Origin of the sequence: Ruegeria pomeroyi DSS-3 (assembly GCF_000011965.2) — a bacterium.
GTDB lineage: Bacteria > Pseudomonadota > Alphaproteobacteria > Rhodobacterales > Rhodobacteraceae > Ruegeria_B > Ruegeria_B pomeroyi.
Window position 1 is genome coordinate 2,392,814 of the sequence record NC_003911.12, and the last position, 26,764, is coordinate 2,419,577.

32 protein-coding genes are annotated in these 26,764 nt (G+C 64.7%); 3 read left to right on the plus strand and 29 right to left on the minus strand.

Going from position 1 to position 26,764, the window contains the following annotated elements; translation table 11 throughout:
- The first annotated feature begins 37 nt into the window (after positions 1 to 37).
- A complete protein-coding gene (locus SPO_RS11405; protein WP_044028332.1) occupies positions 38 to 394 on the plus strand; it encodes a TraR/DksA family transcriptional regulator in 357 nt (118 codons plus the stop codon).
- Here SPO_RS11405 and SPO_RS11410 read toward each other — a convergent pair.
- The 18 genes from SPO_RS11410 to SPO_RS11495 all read right to left on the minus strand — a co-directional run bounded on the left by SPO_RS11410 (position 375) and on the right by SPO_RS11495 (position 14,640).
- Positions 375 to 671, minus strand: coding sequence for a hypothetical protein (locus tag SPO_RS11410; protein WP_011047971.1), 297 nt, complete (start codon positions 669 to 671; stop codon positions 375 to 377). The genes SPO_RS11405 and SPO_RS11410 overlap by 20 nt on opposite strands.
- Before the next feature lie 3 nt (positions 672 to 674).
- Positions 675 to 4,601 carry a baseplate multidomain protein megatron gene (locus SPO_RS11415; protein WP_011047972.1) on the minus strand — a complete coding sequence of 1,309 codons (3,927 nt, stop codon included), beginning with the start codon at positions 4,599 to 4,601 and terminating at the stop codon, positions 675 to 677.
- Positions 4,601 to 5,047 (minus strand): peptidase, encoded by a 447-nt coding sequence (locus tag SPO_RS11420; protein ID WP_011047973.1) that lies wholly within the window; start codon positions 5,045 to 5,047, stop codon positions 4,601 to 4,603. Before SPO_RS11420 ends, SPO_RS11415 begins: the two co-directional genes overlap by 1 nt.
- Complete coding sequence (locus SPO_RS11425; RefSeq protein ID WP_011047974.1) at positions 5,044 to 5,931, minus strand: DUF2163 domain-containing protein; 888 nt, start codon at positions 5,929 to 5,931, stop codon at positions 5,044 to 5,046. The genes SPO_RS11420 and SPO_RS11425 overlap by 4 nt, the downstream gene beginning before the upstream one ends.
- Positions 5,931 to 6,563 carry a DUF2460 domain-containing protein gene (locus SPO_RS11430; RefSeq protein ID WP_011047975.1) on the minus strand — a complete coding sequence of 211 codons (633 nt, stop codon included), beginning with the start codon at positions 6,561 to 6,563 and terminating at the stop codon, positions 5,931 to 5,933. The genes SPO_RS11425 and SPO_RS11430 overlap by 1 nt, the downstream gene beginning before the upstream one ends.
- Before the next feature lie 15 nt (positions 6,564 to 6,578).
- Positions 6,579 to 7,241, minus strand: coding sequence for a phage tail tape measure protein (locus tag SPO_RS11435; protein ID WP_044028333.1), 663 nt, complete (start codon positions 7,239 to 7,241; stop codon positions 6,579 to 6,581).
- Complete coding sequence (locus tag SPO_RS11440; protein WP_011047976.1) at positions 7,228 to 7,437, minus strand: rcc01693 family protein; 210 nt, start codon at positions 7,435 to 7,437, stop codon at positions 7,228 to 7,230. Before SPO_RS11440 ends, SPO_RS11435 begins: the two co-directional genes overlap by 14 nt.
- Positions 7,434 to 7,754, minus strand: a complete 321-nt coding sequence (locus SPO_RS11445; protein WP_011047977.1) for a gene transfer agent family protein — start codon at positions 7,752 to 7,754, stop codon at positions 7,434 to 7,436. The genes SPO_RS11440 and SPO_RS11445 overlap by 4 nt, the downstream gene beginning before the upstream one ends.
- Positions 7,755 to 7,756: 2 nt before the next feature.
- Positions 7,757 to 8,170 (minus strand): phage major tail protein, TP901-1 family, encoded by a 414-nt coding sequence (locus SPO_RS11450; protein WP_011047978.1) that lies wholly within the window; start codon positions 8,168 to 8,170, stop codon positions 7,757 to 7,759.
- 24 nt (positions 8,171 to 8,194) lie between these two features.
- Positions 8,195 to 8,608 carry a DUF3168 domain-containing protein gene (locus SPO_RS11455; RefSeq protein WP_011047979.1) on the minus strand — a complete coding sequence of 138 codons (414 nt, stop codon included), beginning with the start codon at positions 8,606 to 8,608 and terminating at the stop codon, positions 8,195 to 8,197.
- Positions 8,605 to 8,943: a phage head closure protein gene (locus SPO_RS11460; RefSeq protein WP_011047980.1), complete on the minus strand. Its 339-nt coding sequence runs from the start codon at positions 8,941 to 8,943 to the stop codon at positions 8,605 to 8,607. The genes SPO_RS11455 and SPO_RS11460 overlap by 4 nt, the downstream gene beginning before the upstream one ends.
- Positions 8,940 to 9,539, minus strand: a complete 600-nt coding sequence (locus SPO_RS11465; protein WP_044028335.1) for a head-tail connector protein — start codon at positions 9,537 to 9,539, stop codon at positions 8,940 to 8,942. The genes SPO_RS11460 and SPO_RS11465 overlap by 4 nt, the downstream gene beginning before the upstream one ends.
- 164 nt (positions 9,540 to 9,703) lie before the next feature.
- Complete coding sequence (locus SPO_RS11470) at positions 9,704 to 10,882, minus strand: phage major capsid protein (RefSeq protein ID WP_011047982.1); 1,179 nt, start codon at positions 10,880 to 10,882, stop codon at positions 9,704 to 9,706.
- 33 nt (positions 10,883 to 10,915) lie between these two features.
- A complete protein-coding gene (locus SPO_RS11475; RefSeq protein ID WP_011047983.1) occupies positions 10,916 to 11,473 on the minus strand; it encodes an HK97 family phage prohead protease in 558 nt (185 codons plus the stop codon).
- 28 nt (positions 11,474 to 11,501) lie between these two features.
- Complete coding sequence (locus SPO_RS11480; RefSeq protein ID WP_044029238.1) at positions 11,502 to 11,726, minus strand: GTA head formation protein, RCAP_rcc01685 family; 225 nt, start codon at positions 11,724 to 11,726, stop codon at positions 11,502 to 11,504.
- Positions 11,719 to 12,891 carry a phage portal protein gene (locus SPO_RS11485; RefSeq protein WP_011047985.1) on the minus strand — a complete coding sequence of 391 codons (1,173 nt, stop codon included), beginning with the start codon at positions 12,889 to 12,891 and terminating at the stop codon, positions 11,719 to 11,721. The genes SPO_RS11480 and SPO_RS11485 overlap by 8 nt, the downstream gene beginning before the upstream one ends.
- A gap of 125 nt (positions 12,892 to 13,016) precedes the next feature.
- Positions 13,017 to 14,243, minus strand: coding sequence for a DNA-packaging protein (locus SPO_RS11490; RefSeq protein WP_011047986.1), 1,227 nt, complete (start codon positions 14,241 to 14,243; stop codon positions 13,017 to 13,019).
- Positions 14,244 to 14,295: 52 nt separating this feature from the next.
- A complete protein-coding gene (locus SPO_RS11495; RefSeq protein WP_044028337.1) occupies positions 14,296 to 14,640 on the minus strand; it encodes a hypothetical protein in 345 nt (114 codons plus the stop codon).
- 256 nt (positions 14,641 to 14,896) lie between these two features.
- On the opposite strand from SPO_RS11495, the gene SPO_RS11500 reads away from it, so the two are divergent.
- A complete protein-coding gene (locus SPO_RS11500; protein ID WP_011047988.1) occupies positions 14,897 to 15,283 on the plus strand; it encodes a metallopeptidase family protein in 387 nt (128 codons plus the stop codon).
- A 360-nt stretch (positions 15,284 to 15,643) separates the two neighbouring features.
- On the opposite strand, the gene SPO_RS11505 is transcribed toward SPO_RS11500, so the two are convergent.
- The 9 genes from SPO_RS11505 to fabD all read right to left on the minus strand — a co-directional run bounded on the left by SPO_RS11505 (position 15,644) and on the right by fabD (position 22,896).
- Positions 15,644 to 16,168: a hypothetical protein gene (locus tag SPO_RS11505; RefSeq protein ID WP_011047989.1), complete on the minus strand. Its 525-nt coding sequence runs from the start codon at positions 16,166 to 16,168 to the stop codon at positions 15,644 to 15,646.
- Positions 16,169 to 16,239: 71 nt separating this feature from the next.
- On the minus strand, positions 16,240 to 16,377 hold the full coding sequence (locus SPO_RS23100) for a hypothetical protein (protein ID WP_158454171.1): 138 nt from the start codon (positions 16,375 to 16,377) through the stop codon (positions 16,240 to 16,242).
- Between the two features lie 266 nt (positions 16,378 to 16,643).
- Entirely contained in the window at positions 16,644 to 17,798 is a 1,155-nt protein-coding gene (mltG, locus tag SPO_RS11510; RefSeq protein ID WP_011047990.1) for an endolytic transglycosylase MltG, read from the minus strand.
- Complete coding sequence (gene fabF / locus SPO_RS11515; protein ID WP_011047991.1) at positions 17,798 to 19,063, minus strand: beta-ketoacyl-ACP synthase II; 1,266 nt, start codon at positions 19,061 to 19,063, stop codon at positions 17,798 to 17,800. Before fabF ends, mltG begins: the two co-directional genes overlap by 1 nt.
- A 135-nt stretch (positions 19,064 to 19,198) precedes the next feature.
- The gene (locus tag SPO_RS11520) at positions 19,199 to 19,942 is read right to left on the minus strand and encodes a 1-(5-phosphoribosyl)-5-[(5-phosphoribosylamino)methylideneamino] imidazole-4-carboxamide isomerase (protein WP_011047992.1); all 744 of its coding nucleotides are present in this window, start codon (positions 19,940 to 19,942) and stop codon (positions 19,199 to 19,201) included.
- A 94-nt stretch (positions 19,943 to 20,036) separates the two neighbouring features.
- Positions 20,037 to 20,576: a GNAT family N-acetyltransferase gene (locus SPO_RS11525; RefSeq protein WP_011047993.1), complete on the minus strand. Its 540-nt coding sequence runs from the start codon at positions 20,574 to 20,576 to the stop codon at positions 20,037 to 20,039.
- A gap of 140 nt (positions 20,577 to 20,716) precedes the next feature.
- Positions 20,717 to 20,950 carry an acyl carrier protein gene (locus SPO_RS11530; protein WP_005982462.1) on the minus strand — a complete coding sequence of 78 codons (234 nt, stop codon included), beginning with the start codon at positions 20,948 to 20,950 and terminating at the stop codon, positions 20,717 to 20,719.
- A 212-nt stretch (positions 20,951 to 21,162) separates the two neighbouring features.
- Positions 21,163 to 21,900: a 3-oxoacyl-ACP reductase FabG gene (gene fabG, locus SPO_RS11535; RefSeq protein WP_011047994.1), complete on the minus strand. Its 738-nt coding sequence runs from the start codon at positions 21,898 to 21,900 to the stop codon at positions 21,163 to 21,165.
- A gap of 57 nt (positions 21,901 to 21,957) precedes the next feature.
- Complete coding sequence (fabD, locus tag SPO_RS11540; RefSeq protein ID WP_011047995.1) at positions 21,958 to 22,896, minus strand: ACP S-malonyltransferase; 939 nt, start codon at positions 22,894 to 22,896, stop codon at positions 21,958 to 21,960.
- Positions 22,897 to 23,057: 161 nt separating this feature from the next.
- Between fabD and SPO_RS11545 the strand changes: the two genes are divergently transcribed.
- Positions 23,058 to 24,275 carry a cytochrome b/b6 domain-containing protein gene (locus SPO_RS11545; protein ID WP_011047996.1) on the plus strand — a complete coding sequence of 406 codons (1,218 nt, stop codon included), beginning with the start codon at positions 23,058 to 23,060 and terminating at the stop codon, positions 24,273 to 24,275.
- 172 nt (positions 24,276 to 24,447) lie between these two features.
- Here SPO_RS11545 and SPO_RS11550 read toward each other — a convergent pair whose 3' ends face one another.
- On the minus strand, positions 24,448 to 25,839 hold the full coding sequence (locus SPO_RS11550; protein ID WP_158454172.1) for an ATP-binding protein: 1,392 nt from the start codon (positions 25,837 to 25,839) through the stop codon (positions 24,448 to 24,450).
- Between the two features lie 298 nt (positions 25,840 to 26,137).
- Positions 26,138 to 26,716, minus strand: a complete 579-nt coding sequence (locus SPO_RS11555; RefSeq protein WP_011047998.1) for a YceI family protein — start codon at positions 26,714 to 26,716, stop codon at positions 26,138 to 26,140.
- Between the last annotated feature and the right edge of the window lie 48 nt (positions 26,717 to 26,764).

A 26,764-nucleotide genomic window follows, 5' to 3' on the forward strand; every position in this document is an offset into this window, starting at 1 on the left:
AGTCAGTTAGGATGGATTTGACCAACCTCAATACGTGATGGGTATGGTGACGGAATTGAATGAGATCGCGCTTGCCCGGTTTCGGGCGCAGATCATGGCACAATTGCAGGAGTTGCGCGAAACCGGCGCAGCAGGCCAAGCCGCGCGCGCCGTGGTCGAACTGGATCAGCAATCGGTGGGACGGCTCAGCCGGATGGATGCGCTCCAGAATCAGGCCATGGCCAAGGCCCAACAGGCCCGGCGCGAGGTCGAGGCGCTCCGCCTGACACGCGCGCTTGCCCGGATCGAGGCGGGTGAATACGGCTATTGCGACAGCTGCGGCGACGATCTGCCCGAAGGCCGTCTGAGCCTCGATCCGGCCGCCACGCGCTGCGTCAGCTGTGCGCGCGGCTGACCTGGCGGTCGATCAGCGCGCTCAGCACGATTTCGAAACACCGGCAATAGCCCGGGTCGTCGAACCCAGGCTCATCCGCCAGCACCCGTTTGCGCGCCGCCGACATCAGCGAACCGTTGCCAAACAGCGGATGCAGCCGCCCGGTCGCGCGGACATGGGCATCGGCCATCTCGGCCTCGGACAGCAGCCGCCTGCACAGCGACCGGCGCGCGCCGGCGGGGGCGTTCAGCAGTGCCCGCGCCGCCGCACTGACATCGCCATGCAGAACCGGCCGCATGGTTCAGGCCTCGACCGTCAAGCTGCGGAACAGCCCCGGCCCGAAGCGGGCAGAGACCTGCGCCACCGACAGATCGAAGGGCCGCGCCACCGCATCCGCGACCTGCGCCGCCACCTCATAAGTCCAGGACGGCGCCGCCACTATCTCTTCCCTGAGCACGCTGCCATCCTTGATCACCCGGACCAGATAGCTTTCGCTTTCCTCGCCCAGCGGCACCTCTGGCAGATCCCAGTCGTCGCCGTCGATCCGGGTACGCCGCACCCAAGACAGCTGCACTTCGCTCCCGATCTCGACCGCCCGCAGATGCGCTGGGGCATAGGGGCGCAAACCGATACCATCAAACGCCTCGACCCTGTGTACATAGGACGGGTCGTCATAGCCCCGCCGGGCAGGACCAATACGGTAATGCCGCGCGATCCGCCGTTCCGAACTGGCCAGGTCAATCTGCACCACGCGCGGATCAATCAGCACGAATTGCGAGCCCGCGGGCCAGACATCGGGCATCAAGGCATCACTGCCCAACTGCCCCCTCAGCCGGTTGCGCAGCAGATAGGTATCGGGCGCGATCAACTCGGCATCGCGGAACTGGAACAGTTCCCAATTGCCGGTCGAGCCGTCCCCGATCGCCGCCAGATTCTCTCCACTCAGAATGGCCTCGCGTGGGCGCGATTCCAACTCTCCGGCGACAAGTTTTACCTGGACCGCGTCGCCTCGATCCCACAGCCCCGGGCGGGCACGCGCCAGCGGCGTTTCGGTTACCCCGATCACCGCGCGCGCCGCGACGATCTTGTCCAGCCTATAGGCCTCGTCACTTGCCGAGGAATAGATCGCCACGGTGCCCGGCCAGGGCTGCGCAGTGATCGCCACATGCGGCGCATGCGGCACCTCGTCCCCGGTCATCAACGGCAGGTCCATCAGCATGGGCAGAACCGGAACCGGGGGAACGAATTCCTGCACCACCGGGCTATCATCCGCCATATCCGAGGTGAGATAGACATTCGGCTCGATCCGCACCGCTTCGATCAGCTGCATATGCGCCTGCTCGATCCGGTCGATCCGGTAAAGCCCGCCGATCTCGTCCCCGGCCTCAGGCAGACGAATGACATCACCCGCGCCCAGCGCCAGCCGCGAGGGCGGCAACGCAAAACGGATCGTATCGCGACCCAGACGGGCCTCGGCCAGCCAGCGTTCGACCGTCTGTCGCCCCTCGGCACGGGTCAGCGCCAGTGGCATCTCGTTCGAGGACACCGCATGCGTGGCATCATCGGGCAGAACCGCCTCTTCGGCCACCACATCATGGTTGGCATCCGCCTGAACAAAGCGCAGCCTGACTCGCCCGCTCAACTCCAGATCGGAATCGCGGCGATGCTCCAGCGCGCCATCGATCTCTTCGTGAACGGCCAGCAGCGCGCGGTCCAGTTCGATCGGCCGTCCCCCGTCGCGCAGACGAAAGACCAGCTTACCGTCCCGCTCGACCGCATCGAAACCATAGCACAGCATCAGCGGTTGCAGGGCGGATCGGGCATCGCTGACCTGATCGACCGAATAGCCGCGCACGATGCCCCACAGCGCGCCGAGATCCACCGCGCTCACCTTGGCACGGGCACAGATCTCACGCACGACCGAGGCCAGCGTCCGGTTGCCCGACCGCCCGTTCAGCCAGTGACCACGTGCATAATTCGCGCCGTCGGCCCACAATTCACGATTGTTGGGAAAGGCGGGATAGGGCCGCACATCCCAGGCCCAGACATAGGCATTGGCCATGTCGATCATCGGCGCTTCATATTCGATTGAAACCGGGTTGTTTTCGGGATCGTCCCAATATCCCAATACCGCATTCAGATAGGCCAGTTGCATCAGGTCATCGCGCGCGCCGTTCGAGTACTTCGGCAGGCTCGATTCCGAGGATTTCGGATCGAGGAACTTGTTGGGCTGGTTGGTGCCCTTGTCGACAGCAGCGCAGCCAAGTTCGGTAAACCAGATCGGTTTCGATTGCGGCACCCATGCGGTGGGCAGCGCCTGACGATTGCCCCCGATCCGCTCGTGATGGGTGTTGGCCCACCAGTTGCGGATATCCTTGTAGCGCCAAACCCAGGGTTCCCCATGGGCCGCGTCGGTGATCGGCGTGCGGATCTGTGCTGCCTCCGCTTCGGGCGAATGGTAATACCAGTCATAGCCCTCGCCGCCCTCGACATTGGCCCGCAGATAGGCCTGCTCATAGATGTGGCGGGTCCCGGCCTGGGCATCGGCATGCTCTTCGCCGTCGCGCCAATCCGACAGCGGCATGTAATTGTCGATACCGACAAAGTCGATCTCGGGATCGGCCCACAGAGGATCGAGATGGAAAAAGCGATCCCCGCTGCCATCCTGCGGCTGATAGCCGAAATACTCGCTCCAGTCGGCGGCATAGCCCAGCTTGGTTTCCGGCCCCAGAATGGCCCGCACCTCCGCCGTCAAGGCGCGCAAGGCCTGAACGGCGGGAAAGCCGGCAGCCCCCCGGATCTGGGTCAGGCCGCGCATCTCGGAACCAATGCAGAAGGCCGACACCCCGCCCGCCGCCTTGCACAGCGCGGCATAGTGCAGGATGAAGCGACGCAGCCCCCAATCCTCGCCCCCGGTATAGGTCACCACCCCGTCGCCGATCACGAAATCCGCGGCCGAGGCCGTGCCAAAGAACGCCGCCACCTCGGCATCCGCCGCGGCGGAGCCGTCGGGCGTGCCCGGCTGGGTCGGCGCCAGGCTCAGCGTGATACGCCCGCGCCAGGGCAGATGCGGCTGCCCCTCCTCGCCCGTCCAGGGGTTGGTCAGCGTATTGCCCGCCAGCTGATCCATCAGGATGAACGGATAAAACATCACCCGCTGCCCGGCCTCGTTCATGTGCCGGATCGCCTCGACCACCGCCGCGTCGGCCGGAGTCCCACCATAGATCGGGCGGTCTTCGATCCGGGCGATCTCGTCCACCGTGGCCCGGGTCAGGCCCGAGACCCGCCAGGGCATGTTGCTGCCGTCGATATTCTTGCGCTCGACCTTCGGCTTGATCTCACACTCGCCACAGCGCAGATCGCCCCCGAACCACGACACCACCAGCGAGGCGGCGCCGACGCCGGGCAACTCGTCCCCCATCGCCTCCAGCGAGGTGACCAGATCGGTCTGCCCGGACGGAGAGTTGCTGTTGGCCGCCCAATAGCTGCCCGGCCCGTTGGAATAGTTCACCTGAGTGGTGGCCAGCCCGTACTCACCGGTCCCCGGAATCAGCGCCACGCCCTTGACCAGACCCGCCAGCCCCAGCTCGCCAGGATCGGCATCGGGTTGATCGACCCGCACCACCTCGAACGAGAACTGCGGCACCCGGTTGCCGAACCGGTCCAGGTCGAGATCCTCGAACACCACATAAGCGGTCCCGCGATAAGCTGGCACCAGCCCGGCCCCCTCGACCGCTTCCATCACCGGGTCGGGCAGTTGATCGGCGCTGCCGCGATAGACCCGCATGTTCAGCTCTTCGGGCGAGATCTCGTCACCATCGGCCCAGATCCTGCGTATACCGGCGATCTCGCCCTCGCACAGGGCAACCGCCAGCGACAGAGAATAGCTGTATTGAGTGGTCTTGGGCTGCGAGCGCCCGCCCTTGCCGCCGCCACTGGTGGTGCTCGTCTCGACAAAATCCGAGGCCCAGATCACCTGACCACCCACGCGCATCCGGCCAAAGACCTGCGCGATGGCGTGACCCTCGCCGGAATTGGTCAGCCGGAAGCGGTCGACCTTGCCGGTTTCCACCGCTTCGGCGCCCGAGCCCAGCAACCGCTGATCCAGCACCCGGCCAACGGTCGCACCCACGGCACGCCCCAGCACCGCCGAGGACAGGCCCGCAACGGTGCCGCCGATGGACCCGCCGATCGCCGCACCCGCGGCGGAAAGAAGTATCGTCGCCATCAACTCACCTCCTGAGGAAATTCGAACCGGGACACCACGCGCCGCAGCCACGGCGCGCTCAGGGGGCTCTCGACCACGCCATGCCCGGAATAGGCGTGGATGAAGCGGGGGCTCACCCCGACCTCGGATACAATGCCCAGATGTTTGGCGACGCTGCTCCCGCGCATGCGGAACAGCAGCACCTCGCCCAGCGCCAGCGGCCCCTGCGCGGATTCGATCAGATGCCGGCGCGCCGCCTGCCACAGACGCTCCTCGCCCTGCGGCTCGGACCAGTCCATCGAATAGGCGGGCACCGCCTCTGGCTCCTGCCCGTAAAGTCCGCGCCAGACACCCCGGATCAGGCCCAGGCAATCGCTGCCGGCCCCCAGGGTAGACGCCTGATGCCGATAGGGCGTGCCCAGCCAGCCGCGCGCAATCGCGACCACCTCGCCGCCACGCCCGGTCATCTCAGGCTCCCGCCGCTATTGGCGCCGGTGCGCTTTGGCGTGGCCATCACCCAGTCTTCACGTGGCAAGTCGGGGAAGCCCTGAAAATTCAACAAATTGTTGAATTTCAGACGGCAAGTTTCCATCCGCTTGTCGCAGCCTGCCGTCAGCCGCAGCCCATCCCCAGGGCGCAGCGCGGCGCGGATCGGCTCCCACAGCTCGATCTCACGACCCGCCGCGCTCACCTTGTCCGACTTGATCAGCGCCCACAGTCCCGCCGCCGCGCCGCCGGTCACATCGAGCCGCCCGCGTTGGAACCAGCCCGGCTCGAACCCGGACAGATCGGTCCAGCGAAACACGCGCCCATCCTCGACCTGCTCCACCGCGATCTCTGCGCGATATCCGGGTTGATCGAGATCGAACCGGCAGCCGCCATCGCCCAGAACCGCCGTACAGGGTTTCTGAAACACCCGGCCCAAAGGCTGGTTCAGCGCATCGGTCAACCCGCGCAGCTCGGCCTGAAAGGCACCGCCACCGCGCCGGAGTTCACCGATCGAGCCGCGAAACTGCAACCAGCGCTGCTCCGGTTCAGCCCAGTTGACCAGCCAGGACAGCACCTCGGCGCCGTCGAAACGACCCGCCTCGATATCCTCCTCGCGCACCGCCGCATCGCTGAGCGCGCCCAGCGCCTCGGAGTTGTCTACCGACAGGCCGGTGCTCTGCTCCAGCGCCGCCGCCGTCAGACCGCTATCGGCCTTGAAGGTGAACCCGTCGAACTCCAGCATGCAGTCGTGATCGGTGAACCCGAACCGCACCCCATCCTTGCGCAGGATCGCCCAGCACCGGCACAGCGTGGTCACCCCGCTGGCCAGATGCGCCTGCATCGCCTCGCTTGGACCGCCCATCAGACCCGCACCTCGACTACCGGCACATTGGGCACGTCGCCCGCGCGAAAACTCGCCACGCTGGTCTGGATCCGGTCGGTATCGAACCGTACCGGCACGTCGAACTCGAACCCTGCCGTGATCTCGACGCCGACCGGCGGCGGTGCCTCGAAGCGGATCAGGCCCGTGGTCAAATCCACGTGGTAATCCACCGCCTCTTTCATCTCGTCCTGATCAAGACCGATCCGGACCGTGCCCAGAACCGGCTTCTTGATCGGGCGCGCATAGCTGTTGGTGCCGGACCGATAGGCCTTGACCAGCTGAAACTCTGTCTCGGCCCCGTCTCCGACCGCGATCACCTGATCGTCATAACGCGGCTCGGCCGAGGCCAGGCTGGATTTGAAGTCGGACCAGTCCTTCCACCGGAACCCGTAAACCTGCCCCTGGCGCGCCTCGAAAAACGCGATCAGCGTCTCGATATCGTCCAGCGAGCGCATGCCCACCCCAGCATCATAGCGCCGGCGCGCATGGGCCCAGGGAGAGTTGCGCTCTTCGAACCCGTTGACCAGCGTCACGATGTCGGTGCGCCGCTCGGGCCCCCCGATCGAACCAAAGCTCAGATTGGCGGGAAATCTCACCTCGTGGAAATTCATGATCCGCTCCCCTTGTTACCGATTGCGATTGCCGCGGCCCAGCGCACGGCCCATCTGGGCGGCGATCTGACCCTGGCTGCGGCGGAACCCCTGCACATCGGGGGTGGTGATGTTCATCACCACGTTCACTGCGCGACCGCCGCCACTGTTACGCACGCCCAGCTTGCCATCGGCGCCGCGTGCAAGCGGCATGATCGCCTCCGGCCCCGCCTCGCCCATCAACCCCATGCCACCGCGCATGGGAAAGGCCACCGGCCCGCTGACCACGCCACCGCTGGCAAAGGGCATCACCCGGCCCTGGCTGAACGAGCCGCCTTTGGCAAAGGGCAACAGCCCCTCGAACAACGAGCCGACGCCCTGCGCGATCAGCCCGCCGAAATGATCGGTCACCGGCTTGATCGCGGCCGAATAGGTGGTCTGAATCATCGACCGGGCCACCGTTTCCAGCGCGTCGGACAGTTTCATGCCATCCAGCACGACGCCATCGAAGGCGCGGCGCAGCCCCTTGGACAGGCCCCGCTCCAACGTCTGCACATCCTGTCCGGTGGCCGCCAGCGCGCTGCGCACCCGGCGCAGCTCGGCGTCAAAGCCCGCGGCCATGACGGCGGCATCGCCCAGCGTATCGCCCAGGCTCTCGCCCGTGGCTTCCAATTCCGAAAACCCGTCAGTCTCCGCCATGATCCTCTCCTTGTGTCTGGTCCGGCCAGGCGGCCAGCAGCGCATCCAGTCCGGCGCGGCCCATCGGCGCGTTCCCCGCGCCCTGCCCCAGCATCAGCCGCAACTCGGCCGGGGTCAGGCGCCAGAACGCCTCGGGCGTCAGCCGCAATCCCAACATCCCGGCCCGCATCAGCGCGGGCCAGTCGAACCCGTTCATGTTTCCCCCGGCACCATGAAGGCGCGCGCCAGAAGTTCCGCCGCCGCCCGCGCCGCCGCCAGCGGCCCACCGGCAATCTCGGCCCTCAGAAGCTGGGCGCGGGTCACATCCGCGCCCCCGCCCCTGAGCCCGGCAACCACCAGCGCCAGCACGTCACGGCTGGAAAACGCGCCCCCCTCGAACCGCTGCACCAGTTCCACCAGCGAGCCGCTCTCCAGCTCGGCCTCAAGCTCGGCCAACGCGCCCAGCGTCAGCTTCAGCACCCGTTGCTGCCCATCGATGACCAGGGCCACCTCTCCCGTCCACGGATTGGTCATGATCAGATCGCGGTAAAGCTGAGGGCGCCGGCGCTGGCCAGGCTCACCTCATAGGTCGCCTCTCCATTGTGGCTGCCCGCATAGTCGATGCCGGTCACCTGGAACGGCCCCTCGACAATGCCGAAATCGGGGATGATCACTTGGAAATCGGGCGTCTCGCCGTCAAAGAACAGCTGCCGCGCCCGCTCGTCCGTGCCCGCATCCTTGAAAACGCCCGAGCCCGAGATCGAGGCCGATTTGACCCCCGCGCCCGACAACAGCTCGCGCCAGCCCCCCTGGCTCTCCAGGCTGGTGACATCCACGCTCTCGGCGTTAAAGCTCACGCGGGTGGCACGCAGCCCCGCGATGGTTTCGAACAGGCCCGTGCCGTTCATGTCCACTTTGACCAGCAGGTCCTTGCCGTTCTGGGCACCCATGATGTTACTCCACGTTCAGGTTGATCAATTGTCTTCGACGCGGGCGCGGAACCGCAGATCGATCTGCCGCACCGCACCACCCGTTCCGGTCCGCCGGGCCGAGGCCCGGTCGAACCACAGCCCCACCAGACGCCCGCGCGCCAGGCTCAGCGCCGCATCGTCCAGCGCATCGCTCACCGCGCCCGCCAGCGTCTTGGCCCCGGCGAACCCTGCTGCCTCCGAGATCACCGAGACGGTGAACCGGTGCTCGGCCCCCTCGCCGCTCTGATCCGAGGCGTCGCGCACCTCTTCCGGACCCAGCAGCACATAGGTCTGCGGCAGCGTGCCCGAAGGCAGCGCATCGTAAATGTCCGTCCCCACCAGGGCCGCCACTCCGGCATCCGCCAGCAGGTGCTGATAGACCGCCGTCTGCAACGCCGCCGCCACGCCATAGCTCATGCCGCTACCTCCTCATCCGCAAAACAGGTCAGAAACCGCCCGGCCGGGTCATGCTCGGCCACCGCCCGGATCACGAAAACACGGGCGCCATCGGTGAACCGCTGTTCGGGCGCGGGTCGCATCGAAGACCCTTCGGGCGCCGCGCGTACCGTGATCCGGTAGCTCACCCGCGAGCGCGAAGCGCCCGCTTCGAACCGCTCGGCACCGCTGCGCGCGCTGACATCGGCCCAGACCGTGCCAAGGGCCGTCCAGCTCTCGGCATAGCCCCCCGCGCCGTCAGCCACCCGCGCGGGCGTCTCCAGCAGCAGGCGCCGGTTCAGATGCGGCGCCTTCATTGCACCACCCCCGAACCGAACCGCACGGTGCGATAGCGCTGGATCAGGCTGGTGACGCCAAAGGGCATGCAACCATCGCCCAGCGCGGTCTCGTGCCGGTATTCATAGTAATGCGCCGCCAACAGCAGCACCGCCTGGCCCAGATCGGCCGGCAGCCCGCCCCAATCGGCGGCCATCCCGGCCACCAGCGCGACAATCGCCGCGCCACCGGTGGCCACGGTCGGCAACAGCGCGCCCGCAGGGCGCAACCGCGGCCGCTGGCTGTCACGCTCCAACCGATAGGCGGCCGGGTCCAGCACCGTGTCCTGCCCGCCCCCATCGCGCAGCGTCACCGAGGTGACCATCTGCACCGGCACCACCGGCAACACTTCACCCGTGGCATCGCGCCAGTTGTAGACGGTCCAGGAAAACTGACGCGAGATCAGGATCTTGCCCGTTCGCGCCTCGATTGCGGCGATGGCGGCGCGCAGGAAACTGCGCAACACCTCGTCCTGCACGTCATCCTCTGCAAACCCGGTGCCCAGCCGCAAATGCGCCTTGAACTGTGCCACCGGCAGCGCGGCGTCCGCAACGGCGGTCTCTTCGATCAACATCATCAATTCACTCCGCAAGCTCGGGCCCCTCCGGGCCGTTCGTCTCAGGTCATGCGGGCCCGCGCCGCCTCACGTTGCTCGGACGGAGGGGAGCAGCTAGACAACGCCAGGAAAACCGGCGCGCGCCCGCACCCGAGGCCGGTTCCCCGGCCCCGGACCCGGCCCCGTTAGACGGTGCCGAATTTCAGCAGCTTGATCGCGGCAAAGTCGCTCACGTCGCCGCCCACGCGCTTGGTGGCATAGAACAGCACGTGCGGCTTGGCGCTGAACGGGTCGCGCAGCACGCGCAGATCCGGGCGCTCGGCCACGGTATAGCCCGCGTTGAAGTCGCCGAACGCGATGGAGTAGCTGTCGGTCGCCGGGTCGGGCATGTCCTCGGCGATCACCACCGGATAGCCCATCAGCCGCGCGGGCTCGCCCGCCGCCAGACCGTCCGACCACAGGAAGCGGCCATCGGCATCCTTCAGCTTGCGGATGGTGCCCGCGGTCTTCGAGTTCATCACAAAGGCGCCGTTGGCCCGGTACTGCGCACCCAGCGCATAGACCAGATCGACGATATCGTCGGCGTCCACGCCACCGGCCACACCCGAGGCGACATAGCCGATATTGCCCCATGTCCAGCTGTCATTGTCGACAGCGGCATGGTTCAGGAAACCGCGCGGCTTGTTGACGCCGTCCCCATTGATAAAGCTCTGCGCCTCGGCGCGGGCGAACTTGTTGGCAATACGGTCGGCCAGCCAGCCCTCGATATCGAACGCGCTGTCATCCAGCAGGCGCTGGCTTGCCTTGGGCAGGGCGCTCAGCTCGTGCAGCGGGATCGAGATACGGTCGATCGACGGCGTCCCGGTCTCGCTGGCCGCCGCGGTCTCGTCCGCCCAGCCGGCACCGATATCGGTGTGGTCGATCAGAACGTCGAACGAGTTCGCCTCCACATGCACCACCGAGGCAATCGCGCGGATCGAGGCCGTCGCATGCAGCACCGACTTGATGCGTTCGGCGGTCTGCGGATCGACCAGATAGCCGCCATCGCTGTTGATCGCGGTCGACATCGCCTTGCCTTCCAGGGTCAGCCCACGCAGCGCGTCGTCATCGCCCGAGCGCAGATAAGCGTCAAACGCCTTCTGATGCGGGGCGCCGTCCTCGACGGCGGCGGCCAGATGCGGACGCGCCGCGGTGAGTGATTTACGATCCAGCATGGTCATACGCTCTTCTGTCTGTTTCAGTTTGGTTTCAACTTCGGTGCGAAACCCCTTGAATTCATTCACGAAGCCAGTCATCGCCTGCTTCACCTCCTGAACCAGGGGCACACCCTCTCCGGCCAAGGCCGGGATCTCGGTCTTGCTCATCGGCACGTCCTTTTCGGGTGGGTTGCGGCGCGCTTACCTTCGCGCCAGTTCCTGCCGGGCGCTGTCGAACAGCTCGGCAATGCTGCGCCAGGTCTGCTCGACCTCGGGGGATGTCCCCTTGGCCGCGACCCGGGCACTGGGCAGCATGGGAAAGGTCACCAGCGACACTTCCCACAGCTCCAGTTCGGTCAAGAGCCGCTGGCCCTTGTCATTCTTGCTGGCCCGTCGGGTGCGATAGCCGATCGACAGCCCGTCGATGGCGCCCGCACGGATCAGCGCCGCCGCCTCGCGCCCCTTCTGGGTGCTTTCCAGCAGCCGGCCCTTGACCCACAGGCCCCGCCCATCCTCGCGCACCTCGTCCCAGACCCCGATCGGCTGGGCGGGATCGTGCTGCCACAGCATCTTGACCCGCTGCCCGGCGGCCTGCAGCGTCTTCAGCGAGGCCGCGTAGGCCCCCGCCTGCACATTGTCGCCGCCCTGATCGGTCTGGCCGAACAGGCTGGCATAACCCTCGATCACCGCATCCTCGCTGACGGTCAGACCATCGCCGAAGCGGGCGAATTTATGTTCAAGTCCGGTGTCCATATCCATGAAACACTCCTTGTAAACCATTGTCATCTCAGGGCGAAATCACCAGGAACGATTGAAAGACCTGGGCCAGGATCGCACCCGCGACACCGTAAACCGTCAGCCACAGCCGCCGTTCCATCCGCTCGATCGCCTCGTCCAGCTGATCCAGCCGGCGGCACAGATGCTCATGCTGCAACGCGGCCACCCGCTCATGCGCTTCCAGCCGCAGCCCCGGCGCGCAGTCAAAGGGCGCATAGCCCGGACCCTCAGCCATCGGCATCCTCCGCCAGCGCCGGCAGCCCAAGCAGCATCCGCTTTTCCGCCCCGGTCAGGAAATCGGCGCGGCTGACCCGGGCCCATTGCGCATCGCGCTCGGCGGCCAGCGCCGGCACCTGGTCCAGGTCGGGCTTCAACAGTACCTCCTCGCCTGACAGGCCCGACAGCCAGTCCGACAGGTTGGCCGCCACCCGCGTCACCAGGGGCAGAACCGTCAGGCGATAAAACGCCCGATTGGCCTCCTGATAGTTCGAATAGGTCGCGTCGCCCTGGATGCCCAGCAGCATCGGCGGCACGCCAAAGGCCAGCGCGATCTCGCGGGCGGCGGCTTCCTTGGTCTTCTGAAACTCCATGTCCGAAGGCGAAAAACCCATCGGCTTCCAGTCCAGCCCGCCTTCCAGCACCATCGGCCGGCCGGCATTGCGCGCGCCCTGGAAGTTCGCCTCAATCTCGTCCGACAGTCGCCGGAACTGATCTTCGGCCATCACGCCCTGCCCGTCGCTGCCGGTCCAGACCAGCGCGCCCGAGGGCCGCGCCGCATTGTCCAGCAGCGATTTCGACCAGCGCGAGGCCGCGTTATGCACATCCACCGCCATCGCGGCCGCCTGCATCGGCGAAAAGCCGTAGTGATCGTCCTGCGGGTGGAAAGACTTGATATGGCAGATGCTCGCGGCATCGAAACGATGCGATTTGCCACCCACCGTGTATTCATAGGCTACCGGCCAGCCATCGGCGCCGGGCACCACCCGCATCCGGTCCGAGCGTAGCACATGCAGCTCGATCGGCAGGTCATCGGCGCCACGCACCGCCTCGACATAGGCATCCCCCGACAACAGCAGTTGCCCGAACAGCGCCTCCATCAGCTCGGCCCGGCCCTGAGCGCCATTGGGACGACGGATCAGGCTCAGCATCGGGTGCGTCTCATAGCGCTGCATCCGGTCCTGCAACACCAGGGGCAGCGCCGCCGCCGCCTCGGAAATCAGCTTGACCGACCGGAACCCCACCGGATTGCCCGCAAACCCCGTCCGCGTCAGCGAGGCGGTGTCGCGCGGGCTCCAGGCGACCCGGCCCGCGTTGTGCCAGGCCACCACCGGCCCCGCCGCGCTGGCCTTGGCCTCGGGCGCTTCCGCTCCGGCTCCACGACGCAGGAAATCAAAGATCATGGCAATGCTCCTATCTTCTCGCCCGGCGCCGGATGCGCTGCGGCCTTGTTGATCAGAGTTATCGTCGAAGATTGTTCAGGACCCGGAAACAGAGCGTTCGCAGCTAGTGCAACAGCCCGCACCGCTCACAGCACCCGCACCCGCGGGCGCCTGTAGGCCGCGGCAGGTGCGATCATCAGCTCGTGCAGTGCCCAGACCAGCGCATCCACGCGGTCGGGCGATCCCTGCCCCTCATACCCGCGCGCGGTCATCTGGCCCATCTGTTCTTCCAGCGCGGTCAGGCCCGCCACATGGCGCACCCGCTCCTGTTCATAAAGCGCCGCCACCGGTTCGGCCCGTGCCACCTTGCCCCGCGCCGCATGCACCGCCTTGAAGGGCACCAGCGGGTCCACCTGGCGCAGCACCTCCTCGACCAGCTGGCCACCCTGATTGACCTCGGCCACCAGCCGCTCGGCGCCAAACGCATCCATCGCGGCAATCGCCGCCTTGGCCCAGGTGGTCGGCCCGGCGCCCTGCACCGTGCGATCCGCCAGCACCCAAGCGCGCCAGTCCTGCGGTGGCCCCTGCATCTGCGCACCCACAACCACCATGCCGCAGGCATCACCACTGGCCCCTCCGCTGACCGAGGGGTCCAGCGCCACCACCACCCGATCGAGTTCAGGCACGCTCGACGTGCGCGCACGGTCCAGCATCTCGGCGGTCCACAACGCCCCCTCGGCATCGGCCAGCAACACCCCGTCCAGCTCCTGCCGCCCCAGCCGCGTGCCCGCATAGCGCGCCCGCACCTCCTCCAGAAAACTCTCGGCCAGATTGGCCCGGTTCGCCTCGGTCGGCGCATGGGTCTGCACGGTGCTGGGAGCGGCCAGCAGGTCCTTCAGCAGCTTCACGTTGCGCGGCGTCGTGGTCACGCAGACCTGTGGCCGCTCCCCCAACCGCAGCGCAAATTGCAGCATGTCCCAGGTCTCGCCCGCCTTTTTCCACTTGGCCAGCTCATCCACCCAGGCCGCGTCGAATTGCGGCCCGCGCAGCCCCTCGGGGTCCTGCGCCGAAAAGGCCTGCGCCTCGGCCCCGTTGGGCCAGATCAGCTTGCGCTCGCTAGCCTTCCAATTGGGGCGGCGGTCGGGTGGCGAACAGGCCAGGATACCGCTTTCGCCAAACACCATCACATCGCGCACCTGATCATAGGTCTCGCCCACCAGCGCCACCCGCCGCGCGCGCCCCGCATCCAGCGGGCGCGAGCCCTCGACCCGGGCGCGCACCCATTCGGCGCCTGCGCGGGTCTTGCCCGCGCCACGCCCGCCCAGGATCACCCAGGCGCGCCAATCGCCCTCAGGCGGCAGCTGATGCGCCATCGCCCAGAACTCGAAAAGAAAAGGGAGGGCACATAACCCCCCCTCCCCGATTTCATTCAGAAACCGCTCCCTCTCGGCAACACTTGCGCAGGCGAGCAAGGCGGCACCCGATCTCAGATCGGGCGCGGTCAAGGTCCAGGGCATATCCGCCCTGGGCAATGCCTGCTTCTCGTCGGACTTGTTCGGCAAAACTGGCCTCCACTTTCTGACACTCACGGATCAGGCTGGCCGCCTGACCCATCTGCTTGCCATATCCGGCAAGATCACCATCCTCCCCGGCTCGGATCCGTTTCTGCAGGTCTTCCGCCGCATTACGCAGATCGCGAATGGAATTTTCCAACGACTGAAGCAGTTCAGCCGTCCGGGAAATCCGCTCCTCCGGGGTAATCAAAGTCATATGTGCTCGTGACCTCATGCGAGAGTGATCTCCGCACGAGAGAGACGAAAAAACGGCCACCGGGGTCACCCCCGGGGCCGTTTGCGCATCTCTTCTAGCATGACACAACTTATACACGAAACCGCACGGTGAGTCAAGGCCCTCGCGCAACAGCGCAACAGCCAACGCACTGATATTCTTAACAAAAGATTGATTTCTCTGTGACTGGCGTGCATTCGGGCTTTTCTCTCGCCACCGCCACCGCCATATCTCGGACATGCGCAGCGATCTCAACCATTTCGAAACCATTGCCCGCCAGACCGTCGACGCGATGCCGCCCGCCTTTCGCGCCCATGCGCGGGCTGTGCTGCTCTGCGTGGCCGATTGGCCGGGGCCCGACATGCTTGGCCCGCTCGGGATCGACGACCCGCTGGAACTGACCGGCCTTTACGAGGGTATCCCGATGACCGAGAAATCGGTCAGCGATTTCGCCGCCCCGCCCGACACGGTCTGGCTGTTCCGGGAACCGATCCTGGCCGAGTGGCGCGACCGCGGCGATATCGCGCTCGACGATCTGATCGCGCATGTGGTGGTGCACGAATTTGCGCATCATTTCGGCTGGTCGGACGAGGATATCGCCTGCATCGACGAATGGTGGGCCTGATCGGCCACCCAACTCGTCACCAACGGGATCCCCCCTAGGGATAGGTCCCATGTGTTCCCGTCGTTCCGCTGCTCGTGGCCTGCCGCTACGGTCGGAAAGGCCCCACCGAAACAGGGAAACTCTCAGCATGGCGATAGACATTGGCAAGGTGTCAACGGCGGCGAGAGGCGCCTGAACTGACAGCGACGGCGTCTCGCCAAGCGCTCAACCCCTTGCAGCGGCGGCAGATCCGCTCTCCGAACCCTTCGCTCCAGAACTCGGTGCTGCAGCGCAGGCACCGACGTTCTCGCGCCACATCGCCCAGGGCGCGTTTCTCCGCCTTGGGCGGCAATTCAACCTCGGCCCGAGACCTGTCCCCCATCAGACCTCTCCAGCCTGCACGCGGCCGTGCGCCTGTTGCAACCGGGTCGGCAGGCCTTCGTTTTCTGCAACCTGGATTGCCATCTTATCTCTCGCTCTTTGGCTGTCGACTCCGGCATCCAGCACACCCGTGTACAAACGCGGTGTTCGGGCATCCGAATAGAGATGCCTCAGATGCGCCTCCGAAACGCCATCAGCCGCCATCACAAGGCGCACCATCGGGTCGGCCAGCATGTCCTCAAGGAACAGATCCGACACTGCCTTACCCGTCAGCTTGTCGCGGGCGCGGGCGTGATCCAGATCGGCAAGCGAAACTGACAGGGTCCGCGCAAGCCCGGGATGCGATGCGCGCGCGTGAAGCTTGACCAGAACCGAAGCCTTCCAGGCTTCACGATCCAGGTGGCCCGGGGGCGAAACCAGTTCGGTTTCGATCTCATATTCTCCCGCCGGCAGCGTCTCGCCAAACCCCGGCAGGGTAAAGGAGCGAACAAATACTGCGACGGTCTTGCTGATCAAGTCCTCCATCGGCGCGCTCCCATCTCATGACGTGCAGTCCACGCCCCTTAGAAACAAGGGGCGCGTATTCCCGGCAGCGCTTAAGAAGGGTTGGATTTGGGCGCCGTTTCCTTGGAGGCTGTCTCCGGCTCGTTCGTCTTGGCAGGTGCTTTTGCCGGATCGACAGGCTGCGACGTCATTGCAGCCGCGGCCCGGGCAGTCAGGTCCTTGAAGGACATGTCATCATTCCTTTGATTTTCCGGATCGAAAACTCGCCATCCATGCCGGACGGGGATGTTTGACACCGGTACAATCTATATGGGGGCTCGCCCTTCGATTTGCGAGGGTGCGCGGGTCAGAAGACCATGATCAGACCCTCCACCCGGCGCGGGTCCGATCATTCGTTCAGGCGTTGCTCGAAATGCACAGGCTCACAATGTATCACGCAAGGCCGACCCAAACCGCCCCAAAAGGAGCGACCGGCCACGACAGCCGGTCCCCCGTTTCAGTTGCCCTGTTGCTGCGCCTCGATCGCGCGCCATTTGGCGACGTTGCGATTATGCTCGTCCAGCGTTTCGGCAAAGGCGTGGCCACCGCTGCCATCGGCAACGAAAAAGACGTAATCGGTCGTGTCCGGATTGACGGCTGCTTCCAGGCTTGCCAGTCCGGGATTGGCAATCGGGGTCGGCGGCAGCCCCTCGATCACATAAGTGTTCCAAGGCGTTACGCCGCGAAGCTCACTTTGACGCAAACCCCGTCCCAGCACCCCTTTGCCCTTGGTGATACCATAGATCACGGTCGGGTCGGTCTGCAGGCGCATGCCCCGGTCCAACCGGTTTACAAAGACGCTGGCCACCTGGCGGCGCTCTTCGGGCACGCCGGTTTCCTTCTCGATGATCGAGGCCAGGATCAGCATCTCCTCGCGGCTTTGCAGAGGCAGGCCGTCGACGCGCGCCTCCCAGGCGGCGTTGATCCGCAGCTCCTGCTTCTCCTGCATCTGGGCCAGCAGCGCGGCACGCTCCATCCCCACCGTCACGTCATAGCTGTCGGGGGCCAGCAGGCCCTCGCGCGGCAGCTCGTCCACCTCACCCGCCAGCACGTCCCAGGCCTTCAGACCTTCGACCACCTGCCAGCTGGTGACGCCCTCGGCCATGGCCAACCGGTAGCGGGTGTCGCGCTCGGCGCGCTTCTCGGCATAGACCGCGGGCGCCTCGCCCTCGCTTGGGTCGAACTCGACCAGTTCCACGAATTGTTCGGTGGCCGGATCCAGCTCGCGCACTTCCAGCAGCAGGCGGTTGACGCCGATGCGATAGACGATCTCGGTGCCGCAGCTGCTCGCGCCGCCACGGGTGATCTGGTCGATGATCTCCTCCATCGAGGCGCCTTCCTTGACCAGATAGCTGCCTGCCTTCAGCTGCGTCGCCTTTTCGGAATAGCGCGCGCTGATGCGGAACATGGCACCGCTGCTGACCGCGCCCGAGGCCTCAAGATCGCGGCTGACGCGGGTCATGTTCGACCCGCTCTTGACCTGAAGGCAGATCGCCTCGTCCAGCGGGCCCTGCGCGGTGTATTGCGACTTGCCCCAAAGGATCACGCCGGCCAGCAGGAACAGGCCAACCGCCAGAACGGTCAGCATGTTCGAGGCGAGAGCACGCCACATCAGTCGGCCTTTCCGAAGATCACGCTCGCATTGGTGCCGCCAAAACCGAAGGAGTTCGACAGAGCCACGTCGATCTTGCGCGCACGCTTGGCATTGGGCGCCAGATCGACCGGGGTCTCAACTGCCGGGTTGTCCAGGTTGATGGTTGGCGGGGCCACCTGATCGCGGATCGCCAGGATCGAAAAGATCGCCTCGATCGCGCCGGCAGCGCCCAACAGGTGCCCGGTGGCCGATTTGGTCGAGGACATGGTGACATTGGCCGCATGGTTGCCCAACAGCCGCTCCACCGCGCCCAGCTCGATCGTGTCGGCCATGGTCGAGGTGCCATGGGCGTTGATGTAATCCAGATCCGACGGCTCCAGCCCGGCGCTGCGCAGAGCGGCGCGCATCGAGCGTTCGGCCCCGTCGCCGGTCTCGGAGGGCGCAGTGATGTGATAGGCATCGCCCGACATGCCATAGCCCAAGACTTCGGCATAAATCTTGGCACCGCGCGCCTTGGCGTGTTCATAGTCCTCCAGCACCACGATGCCGGCGCCCTCACCCATCACGAACCCGTCGCGGTCGGCGTCATAGGGTCGGCTGGCGGCCTTGGGGTTGTCGGCATATTTGGTCGACAGCGCCTTGCAGGCGTTGAACCCGGCAATGCCGATTTCGCAGATACAGGCCTCGCCACCACCGGCGATCATCACATCCGCGTCACCGGCCCGGATGATCCGGCTGGCATCGCCAATCGCATGCGCGCCGGTCGAACAGGCGGTCACCACCGAGTGGTTCGGCCCCTTGAACCCGTGACGGATCGACACCTGGCCCGAGGCCAGGTTGATCAGCGCGCCGGGGATAAAGAAGGGCGACACCCGGCGGGGGCCCTTCTCCTTGATCAGGTTGGCGGTCTCGGCAATCGAGCCCAGCCCGCCGATACCCGAGCCGATCAGCACGCCGGTGCGCAAGCGGTCCTCTTCGTCCTCGGGCAGCCAGTTGGCATCCTTGCAGGCCATCTCGGCGGCCGCGATGGAATAGAGGATGAAATCCTCGATCTTGCGCTGCTCTTTCGGCGCCATCCAGTCATCGGGATTGAAGGTGCCATCGCTGCCATCGCCGCGCGGCACTTCGCAGGCATAGGTCGTGGTAACACCCGACGCCACCGCATCAAACCGCGTAATCGGACCCGCGCCCGATTGTCCCTCCAGCAGACGGGACCAGGTTTCCTCGACCCCGCTGGCCAAAGGTGTGATCAGTCCCAGTCCGGTTACAACGACTCTGCGCATGAAGTGCCTCTTGCCTGCTTGCTGTTCGAGAACCGCTCTTACCCTGCCCGGGCCCATATGGGCAAGAGCAAGGGTGCGGGCAAACCCGGCGGTCCCTTGCCTGTTGGTCACGAAATCCTGATGCGCAGCCGGGTTCTACTGGAACTGCGCCACCCGCTCGTGGGCGCTGGCGGCGATGCTCAGCGCGTCTTCCAGCGACAGCGACTTGCGGAACAACGCCCGCCCCACCAGCGCACCGGCAATGTTGGGCACATAGGCCAGGCGCGAGATATCGTCGGCCCCGCGCACCACGCCGCTGGCGATGACCGGGGTACGGGAATGCGCCGCCAGCCCCGAAATCAGGCCCAGCTTGGCCTCGACCTCTTCGACATCGCTGTCGATATCGGTCACCACGATGGCGGCAAAGGGCACATCGGCGAAGGCGTCGATAAAGGCCTCCGGCGTATAGGCGCTCTGGCTGCGCCAGCCATCGGTCATCACGTGCCCCTGCCAGACATCGACGCTCAGCACGATCTGGTCGGGATGCCGCTTGGCCAGTTCCTTGACCAACTCGGGGTCGCGCGCGGCAAGCGTGCCGATCACGATGCGCCCGGCGCCCTTGTCGATCCAGTGTTCGATCCGCTCGCGCGAGCGCATGCCGCCCGCCAGCTGCACCGGGATCTCGGCCTTGCGGATGATCTGTTCGACCAACTCGGCATTGCCGCTGGTGCCCGCGACCGCATCCAGATCGGTCAGGTGCATCCATTCGGCACCGGCGGATGCCCAGCCGGATACCGTTTCAAACGGGTCCACATGCCAAAGCATGGGCGCGTCCAGCCGCCCCCTTTCCAGGGTCACGCACCGTCCGTTCTGCAATTCCATCGTCGGGTAGATGATCATGGCCGCTCCTCCGCTGAAACATGTCCAGATGACTCTATCGCAGGATGCGCCCCGCGACACTGACCTGAAAGCGGAGAGTCACATCCCGATTGCGTCACCGGCGCGCGGGCGGACCGTCGCGACGCAACAGCGTGACCGGGCGGCCGCCAAATTCGGCCTCGCGCATCGGGCGGTATCCCAGCGATTGTGCCAGCCCCAGCGAGGGCGTGTTGTCCGGTGCGATCATCGCCACCAGACGGCCGGGAATCACCCGGTCGAACCAGTCATGCGCCGCCGCTACCGCCTCGCGGCCCAGCCCCTGGCCCTGCGCCTCGGGCGCCAGCACCCAGCCCGCCTCGGGATAGGCGTCGAAATCGGGCCCCATGTCGCGGCTGCTGTAGAAAAACCCGGCCTGGCCCACCAGGCGACGGGTCTTTTGCAGCACCACGCCCCATTGGCCAAAACCGGTCATGTGCCAATGACCCTCGTTGCGCAGGAACGCGTCCCAGCACTCGCCCCGGCTGCGGGGCTTGCCGCCGATATGGCGCACCACCTGTTCATCTGCCCAGATCTCGGCATAGCGGTCGAAATCCTCGGGCCGCATTCCGACCAGCCGCAGCCGTCCGGTGTTCAAGATCGGTATGGATCGGATCATTTCGCGCCCGTCCTGTCTCTGCCTCAACCCCAAGGTGCAAATCGGCGGGGGTCTTGGCAACCGGATTCGGGCAACTGCATGAAAAAAGGCGCCTTCCGGCGGGAAGGCGCCTGTTTGACCTTTCAGGTCTCAGCGAAGGCTCAGGAGGCTTCGCTGATGAACTTGACGGCGTCGCCGAAGGTCTGGATGGTTTCGGCCGCGTCGTCCGGGATCTCGATGCCGAACTCTTCTTCGAAAGCCATGACCAGCTCGACGGTGTCGAGGCTGTCGGCGCCCAGGTCGTCGATGAACGAGGCATTCTCGGTCACTTTGTCTTCTTCGACACCCAGGTGCTCCACAACGATCTTCTTAACGCGATCTGCGACGTCGCTCATGTCAGTTCCTCATTCCTACGGGGCCCACTGGCCCATTTTTGCCCTTGCCCGCTCGGGGTGGCTTGGTTTTGCCCGGTCCGGGCGGTTCAGGTTCCGGGGTGTCCCGGGTAACGCAGAAGGCCGACCCCATCGACCGGCCTTCCTCAGGATGCGCCGCCTATAACACAGACGCGCGCGTTGGCAAACGCTTTCGCATCTGGCCACCGCGCCGCTCACAACATGGCCATACCGCCGTTCACATGCAAGGTGGCACCGGTCACATAAGCGGCCTCGGGACTGGCAAGATACAGGACCGCCGCCGCGATTTCCTCGGGCGAACCCATGCGGCCAGCGGGAACCTGCGTCAGCAGGCCCGATTTCTGCTCATCCGTCAGCTTGTCGGTCATTGCCGTGGTGATAAAGCCCGGTGCCACCGCGTTGACGGTGATTCCCCGGCTGGCGACCTCATAGGCCAGCGCCTTGGACATGCCGACGACACCCGCCTTGGAGGCGGCATAATTGCCCTGCCCCGGGTTGCCGATGGCACCCACCACAGACGAGATATTCACGATCCGGCCCCAGCGCGCCTTCATCATGCCGCGCAGCACGCCCTTGCACAGTTTCATGGTGGCGGTCAGGTTGACGTCGATCACGCTTTGCCATTCGTCATCCGACATACGCATGAACAGGTTGTCGCGCGTGATGCCGGCATTGTTCACCAGGATATCGACCGAGCCCAACAGGTCGGCGGCCTGTTTCGGCAGCGCCTCGACGGCCGCCATATCGCTCAGATTGCAGGTCAGCACATGGGCGCGTTCGCCCAGCTCGTCGGCCAGCGCCTGAAGCGGCTCGACCCGGGTGCCCGACAGCACCACCGAGGCGCCGGCAGCATGCAGCGCGCGCGCGATGGCGCCCCCGATGCCACCCGAGGCACCGGTGATCAGGGCATTCTTTCCGGTCAGATCAAACATAGACTTATTCCTCTTATCCCCGACCATCCAGGCCGGGCCTTGCACGTTTAGGTGGGTTCAGGCGTCGCCAGCAAGGATTTTTTGCACATCTTCAGGTGTGCCCGCCGGTTTGCACGCGATCTCGCGGTTGATCTTGCGCACCATACCCGACAGCGCCTTGCCCGCGCCGATCTCCCAGATCTCGGTCACGCCCTGGGCGGCCATGTATTCGACGCTTTCACGCCAGCGGACCGAGCCGGTGACCTGTTCGACCAGCAACTGCCGGATCAGGTCGGGATCGCTCACCGCCTCGGCGCGCACATTGGCGACCAGCGGCACGGCGGGGGCCTTGATTTCGACCGCGGCCAGCGCCTCGGCCATGGCATCGGCGGCGGGCTGCATCAGGGCGCAGTGGAACGGGGCGCTGACCGGCAGCATGACCGCGCGCTTGGCGCCCTTGGCCTTGGCGATCTCGGCGGCGCGTTCGACCGCCGCCTTGGCGCCCGAGACCACCACCTGAGTGGGGTCGTTGTCATTGGCGGCCTGACAGACCTCACCCTGCGCGGCCTCGGCAGCCACCTCGCGCACCGCTGCAAGGTCAAGCCCCAGGATCGCCGCCATGGCACCCTGCCCGACCGGCACCGCGCTTTGCATCGCTTGCCCACGGGTGCGCAGCAGCCGCGCGGTGTCACCGACGCTCAGCGCCCCGGCAGCGGCCAGCGCCGAATACTCGCCCAGCGAGTGACCGGCGACAAAGGCGGCTTGGGTGATCGCCACGCCCTCGGCCTCGAGCGCGCGCATCGCCGCCATCGAGGTCGCCATCAGCGCCGGTTGCGCATTCTGCGTCAGCGTCAGGGTCTCGATATCGCCCTCCCAGATCAGCGCGCTCAGCTTCTCTCCCAGCGCCGCGTCGACCTCGTCGAACACGGCCTGCGCGGCCGGATAGGCCTCGGCCAGCGCCTTGCCCATGCCGATGGTCTGGGCGCCCTGCCCGGGAAACACGAATGCGGTCGTCATCTCTGTCCCTTCGCTCTCTGAAACGTTAACGCCGGGTGTAGCCGCCCCGCCCGCGCCGCACAAGCTCTGCATCCCGACACGGGAGCTGTGCAAAGGCGCATATTGTGCAGCGGCGGCACAGACCGCAGGTTGCAAGGAGCAACGAGCATTCGGAGAGCGTGATGACCCTGACCAATACCCCACACAGCTATGGCGGCGTGGCCAAGGGCCTGCACTGGTTGACCGCATTGCTGATCGTGACCCTGCTGCCGCTGGGCTGGGTTGCCGATCAGGCCGCCGGGCGGGCCACCGCCGGGGGCGCCGGCGCCGAAGAGATCGCACGCGCCGCCTGGCTGTTCTCGGCGCACAAGACATTGGGCATCGCTCTGTTTGCGGTGGCCTTGCTGCGCATCTTCTGGGCGCTGACCCAGAAACGCCCCGGGCTGCTGAACGCCGACCACCGGGCCGAGGCGCTGGCGGCCGAAACCGTGCACTGGCTGCTCTATGGCGCCTTGGTGCTGGTGCCGCTCAGCGGCTGGATCCACCATGCCGCGACCGAGGGCTTCGCTCCGATCTGGTGGCCGCTGGGCCAATCCCTGCCGATGGTGCCCAAAAGCGCCGCGCTGGCGGAACTCACCGCCGTGCTGCACCGCGCCTTTCTGCTGGTGTTGCTGGGGGCGCTGGCGCTGCATGTGGCGGGCGCATTGAAACACCACCTGATCGACCGCGACGCAACCCTGCGGCGGATGCTGCCGGGGCGGATCGACTTGCCCATGCCGCCCAAACAGGTCCACAGCGCCGCACCGCTGCTGCTGGCGCTGCTGGTCTGGCTGGGCGCATTTGGCGCTGGCGCATGGGTGAACACACATTCCGCCCCGCACGCACCGGCAGAGGTGCAACGCACGGCGCTGGCACCGGTGGCCTCGGACTGGCAGGTAAGCGAAGGCACGCTGGCGATCACCGTCACCCAGCTGGGCAGCGCCGTCAGCGGCAGCTTCGCCGACTGGACCGCCGCGATCCGGTATGATCCGCGCGAGACACCCGGTCCGACGGGCGAGGTCACCGTCACCATCGCCATCCCCTCTCTGGCGCTGGGATCGGTCACCGCCCAGGCGATGGGCGCGGATTTCTTCGATGCCGCGCAGTTTCCCACCGCGGATTTCACCGCCACGCTGCACCGCACCGAAACCGGCCACGAGGCACGGGGCGAGCTGAGCCTGCGCGGCGCCAGCGTCCCGCTCACCCTGCCCTTCGATCTGGAGCTTGACGGCGATACCGCCCGCATGCGCGGCACCGTCACGCTCGACCGGCGCGATTTCGGGATCGGAGCCAACATGCCCGACGAAAGCTCGCTGAAATTCCCGGTCACGGTCGATGTATCCCTGACCGCCACACGATAGAGCAGCGAAAAAAGCCGGGTCCCGACGGGCCCGGCCTTTTGTGATAAATGGTGCAACATCGGGCCGAACGCATTCCAGGCGAAGCGCGATGTCCGAAAGTGACGCCCGAAGATTTCTTCGGGCGTTGTCTGTGAAGGTTGGCGGCAATGCGGGATAAAGTTGGCTTTGGCCGCTATTCTACCGATGTCCGCTGTTGCGCGTCATCGGTAGACGAAACCCAAGACGGATGATTGATTTCGACCCGCCTTCCATTGTCGAATACGTTAAACATGGAAGAAAGACACATTTGATATTGCATATCTCTAAAGCGAAATATGCGATTTCCCGACGGGGGTTCAAATCTGTCCAAGATCGGGTGGCTTGCCCCATTTATGTCGTCTGCTAGCTTTGCAAGCATTGATCCAGTTCGCATCGCTATCTGACCTTCTAGCTTTCGTAGGACCTTCTGCGTTACTGGGTGCGCGGAAAGCTCATCTTGGATCAACTCAGTAACATCTTGCACTGTGAATTCGTCCTCCTTGACTAAACCAAGTGCACAAAGATACAAATTTTGTAAAAGCAAGTCTGATACGTAACCATCTTTCAAATACTGCCCCATAAGCGCAGTTTCTCGTGCTGGATCAACAATCCAACTTGCAACAGTAGTTTGATTGATGTGAAAACGACGCCTTAGCCATTCTCGCTCTCCCTTTTCTATTCGCTCAAGGCTCAGGAACCTGTCTTGCTGTCCCTGCAAGGCAACTTCTTTGCAAAACTCGTGCAAACGTTGTGCATTGCCTCTTGTGACAGTAATTGCGCGCCGGATCAAATAGTTAACAGCATTCGTTTCTTCGCGATACTTGAGGAGCGTTCTAAAGCCGCGTTCGACGAAGCGAGCGACGTCTTCATCGCTGAGTCGAGCGATTTCTTCCAGCTCGATAAGACGATTGGCAATTGTCTCAAGCCTCGGAACGCTTCGAAAATAGTTTCGAATGTTGCTCGGCGTTCCCACAATCGCAATTCTCACGTCAAACTTGGCAAACTGATCGTCATCGAGCAACGCAATAATGTTGCCCAGCTCCCTCAGCAAATCCCTTTGTTCGAAGATGAGCTCTAGATTCTCAAAAACGAGGAACGCCGGCCTTCTGCCTGCCAATTTTCGGCAATGCTTCAAGGCGTTAAGGAAAGCATCATGACCATCGAGCTCCGTTGAAAGCTCTTCAGTCTCGGAATATGTAATGAACCAAGAGAATCCGTGAGACTTAGCCTTCTTGACACGGCCAGTTCCATTACGCCGACCAACTGTTGAAACTAGCTCTTTTGCAATTGACTGCTGACTTGAAGCCCCAGAAAGGTTTACGGTGAGAAAAAAAATCCCCTTCTCTTTGAATACCTTCTTGTATAGCCACGACTTCCCGCACCCACTGTTGCCAAAGATGATGATGTGCAATGTGTCATTGGCAGACCTAGCCAAGTCATCTTCTACTTGGCCTCTGTTAATATACATTTTTCTATTTACTGGGCCGCGCGGCGTGAAAACGTCCTCTATGAAAACTCGACCAAAAAGTCGATGAATCTTTCTCATGTGATGGTTGTTCGAAAGCTCATTCGCCACAACAAGCCTTGTGAGCCTCTTCATTGAAAAAATCTCTCCGTTTGTGGTCAAGGCTATTGTCAGAAAATCGCTTGAACCCTAGCACTGCAATACACCTTCTCCAACACCGTTTTAACGTCAAGAGCGAGCATTCAGGCACGCCGTAGCATAGACGTCTTTGGGCTCGAAGCTGCCTGTGCGCTTCGAGCCCTCACCCTTTTCACATGCGCCATTTATTGCAAAGGGCTGGCCGACGGGCCCGGATTTCCGTGTCTCTGTGACAGAGGCCTTAGTCGGCCTTCATCGCCTCGACCGAGATGCGCAGTTCAACCTCGTCGCCGACGAAGGGCGCGAATTTGCCAAGGTTGAAATCCGAGCGTACCACGGTGGTGGTTGCATCGAACCCGGCCCAGGGCTTGCCCGCCATCGGGTGGTCGCCCATCTGGTTCAGCACCGCGTCCAGCACCACCGGCTTGGTCACGCCGTTCATGGTCAGATCACCGGTGATCTTAGCGGTGGTCTCGCCGGTCACCTCGATCGCGGTCGAGGCAAAGGTGATCATGTCGCCGTCCTTGGCGCCAAAGAAGTCACCCGAGAAGAAATGATCTTCGCGTGCCTGCCAACCGGTGAACATCGACAGGACCGGCATCGACACGGTCACCGACGACGCGGCGGGGTCTTCCTTGTCGAACATGATTTCGCCCTCGAACCCCGAGAACATGCCGGTGGTGGTGGAATAGCCCAGGTGGTTATAGCTGAACACGACCTGGCTGTGGCTGGAATCCAGCAGGTATTTCTCGGGGGCGGCGGTGGCGGCGCTGGCAAGGCCGGCCAGGATCAGCGCGGCGGCAAGGCGGGTGGATTTCATTCTGTCGCTCCATGTCTTGTCTTGTGGGTTCAGGCGGACGGCTGTCCT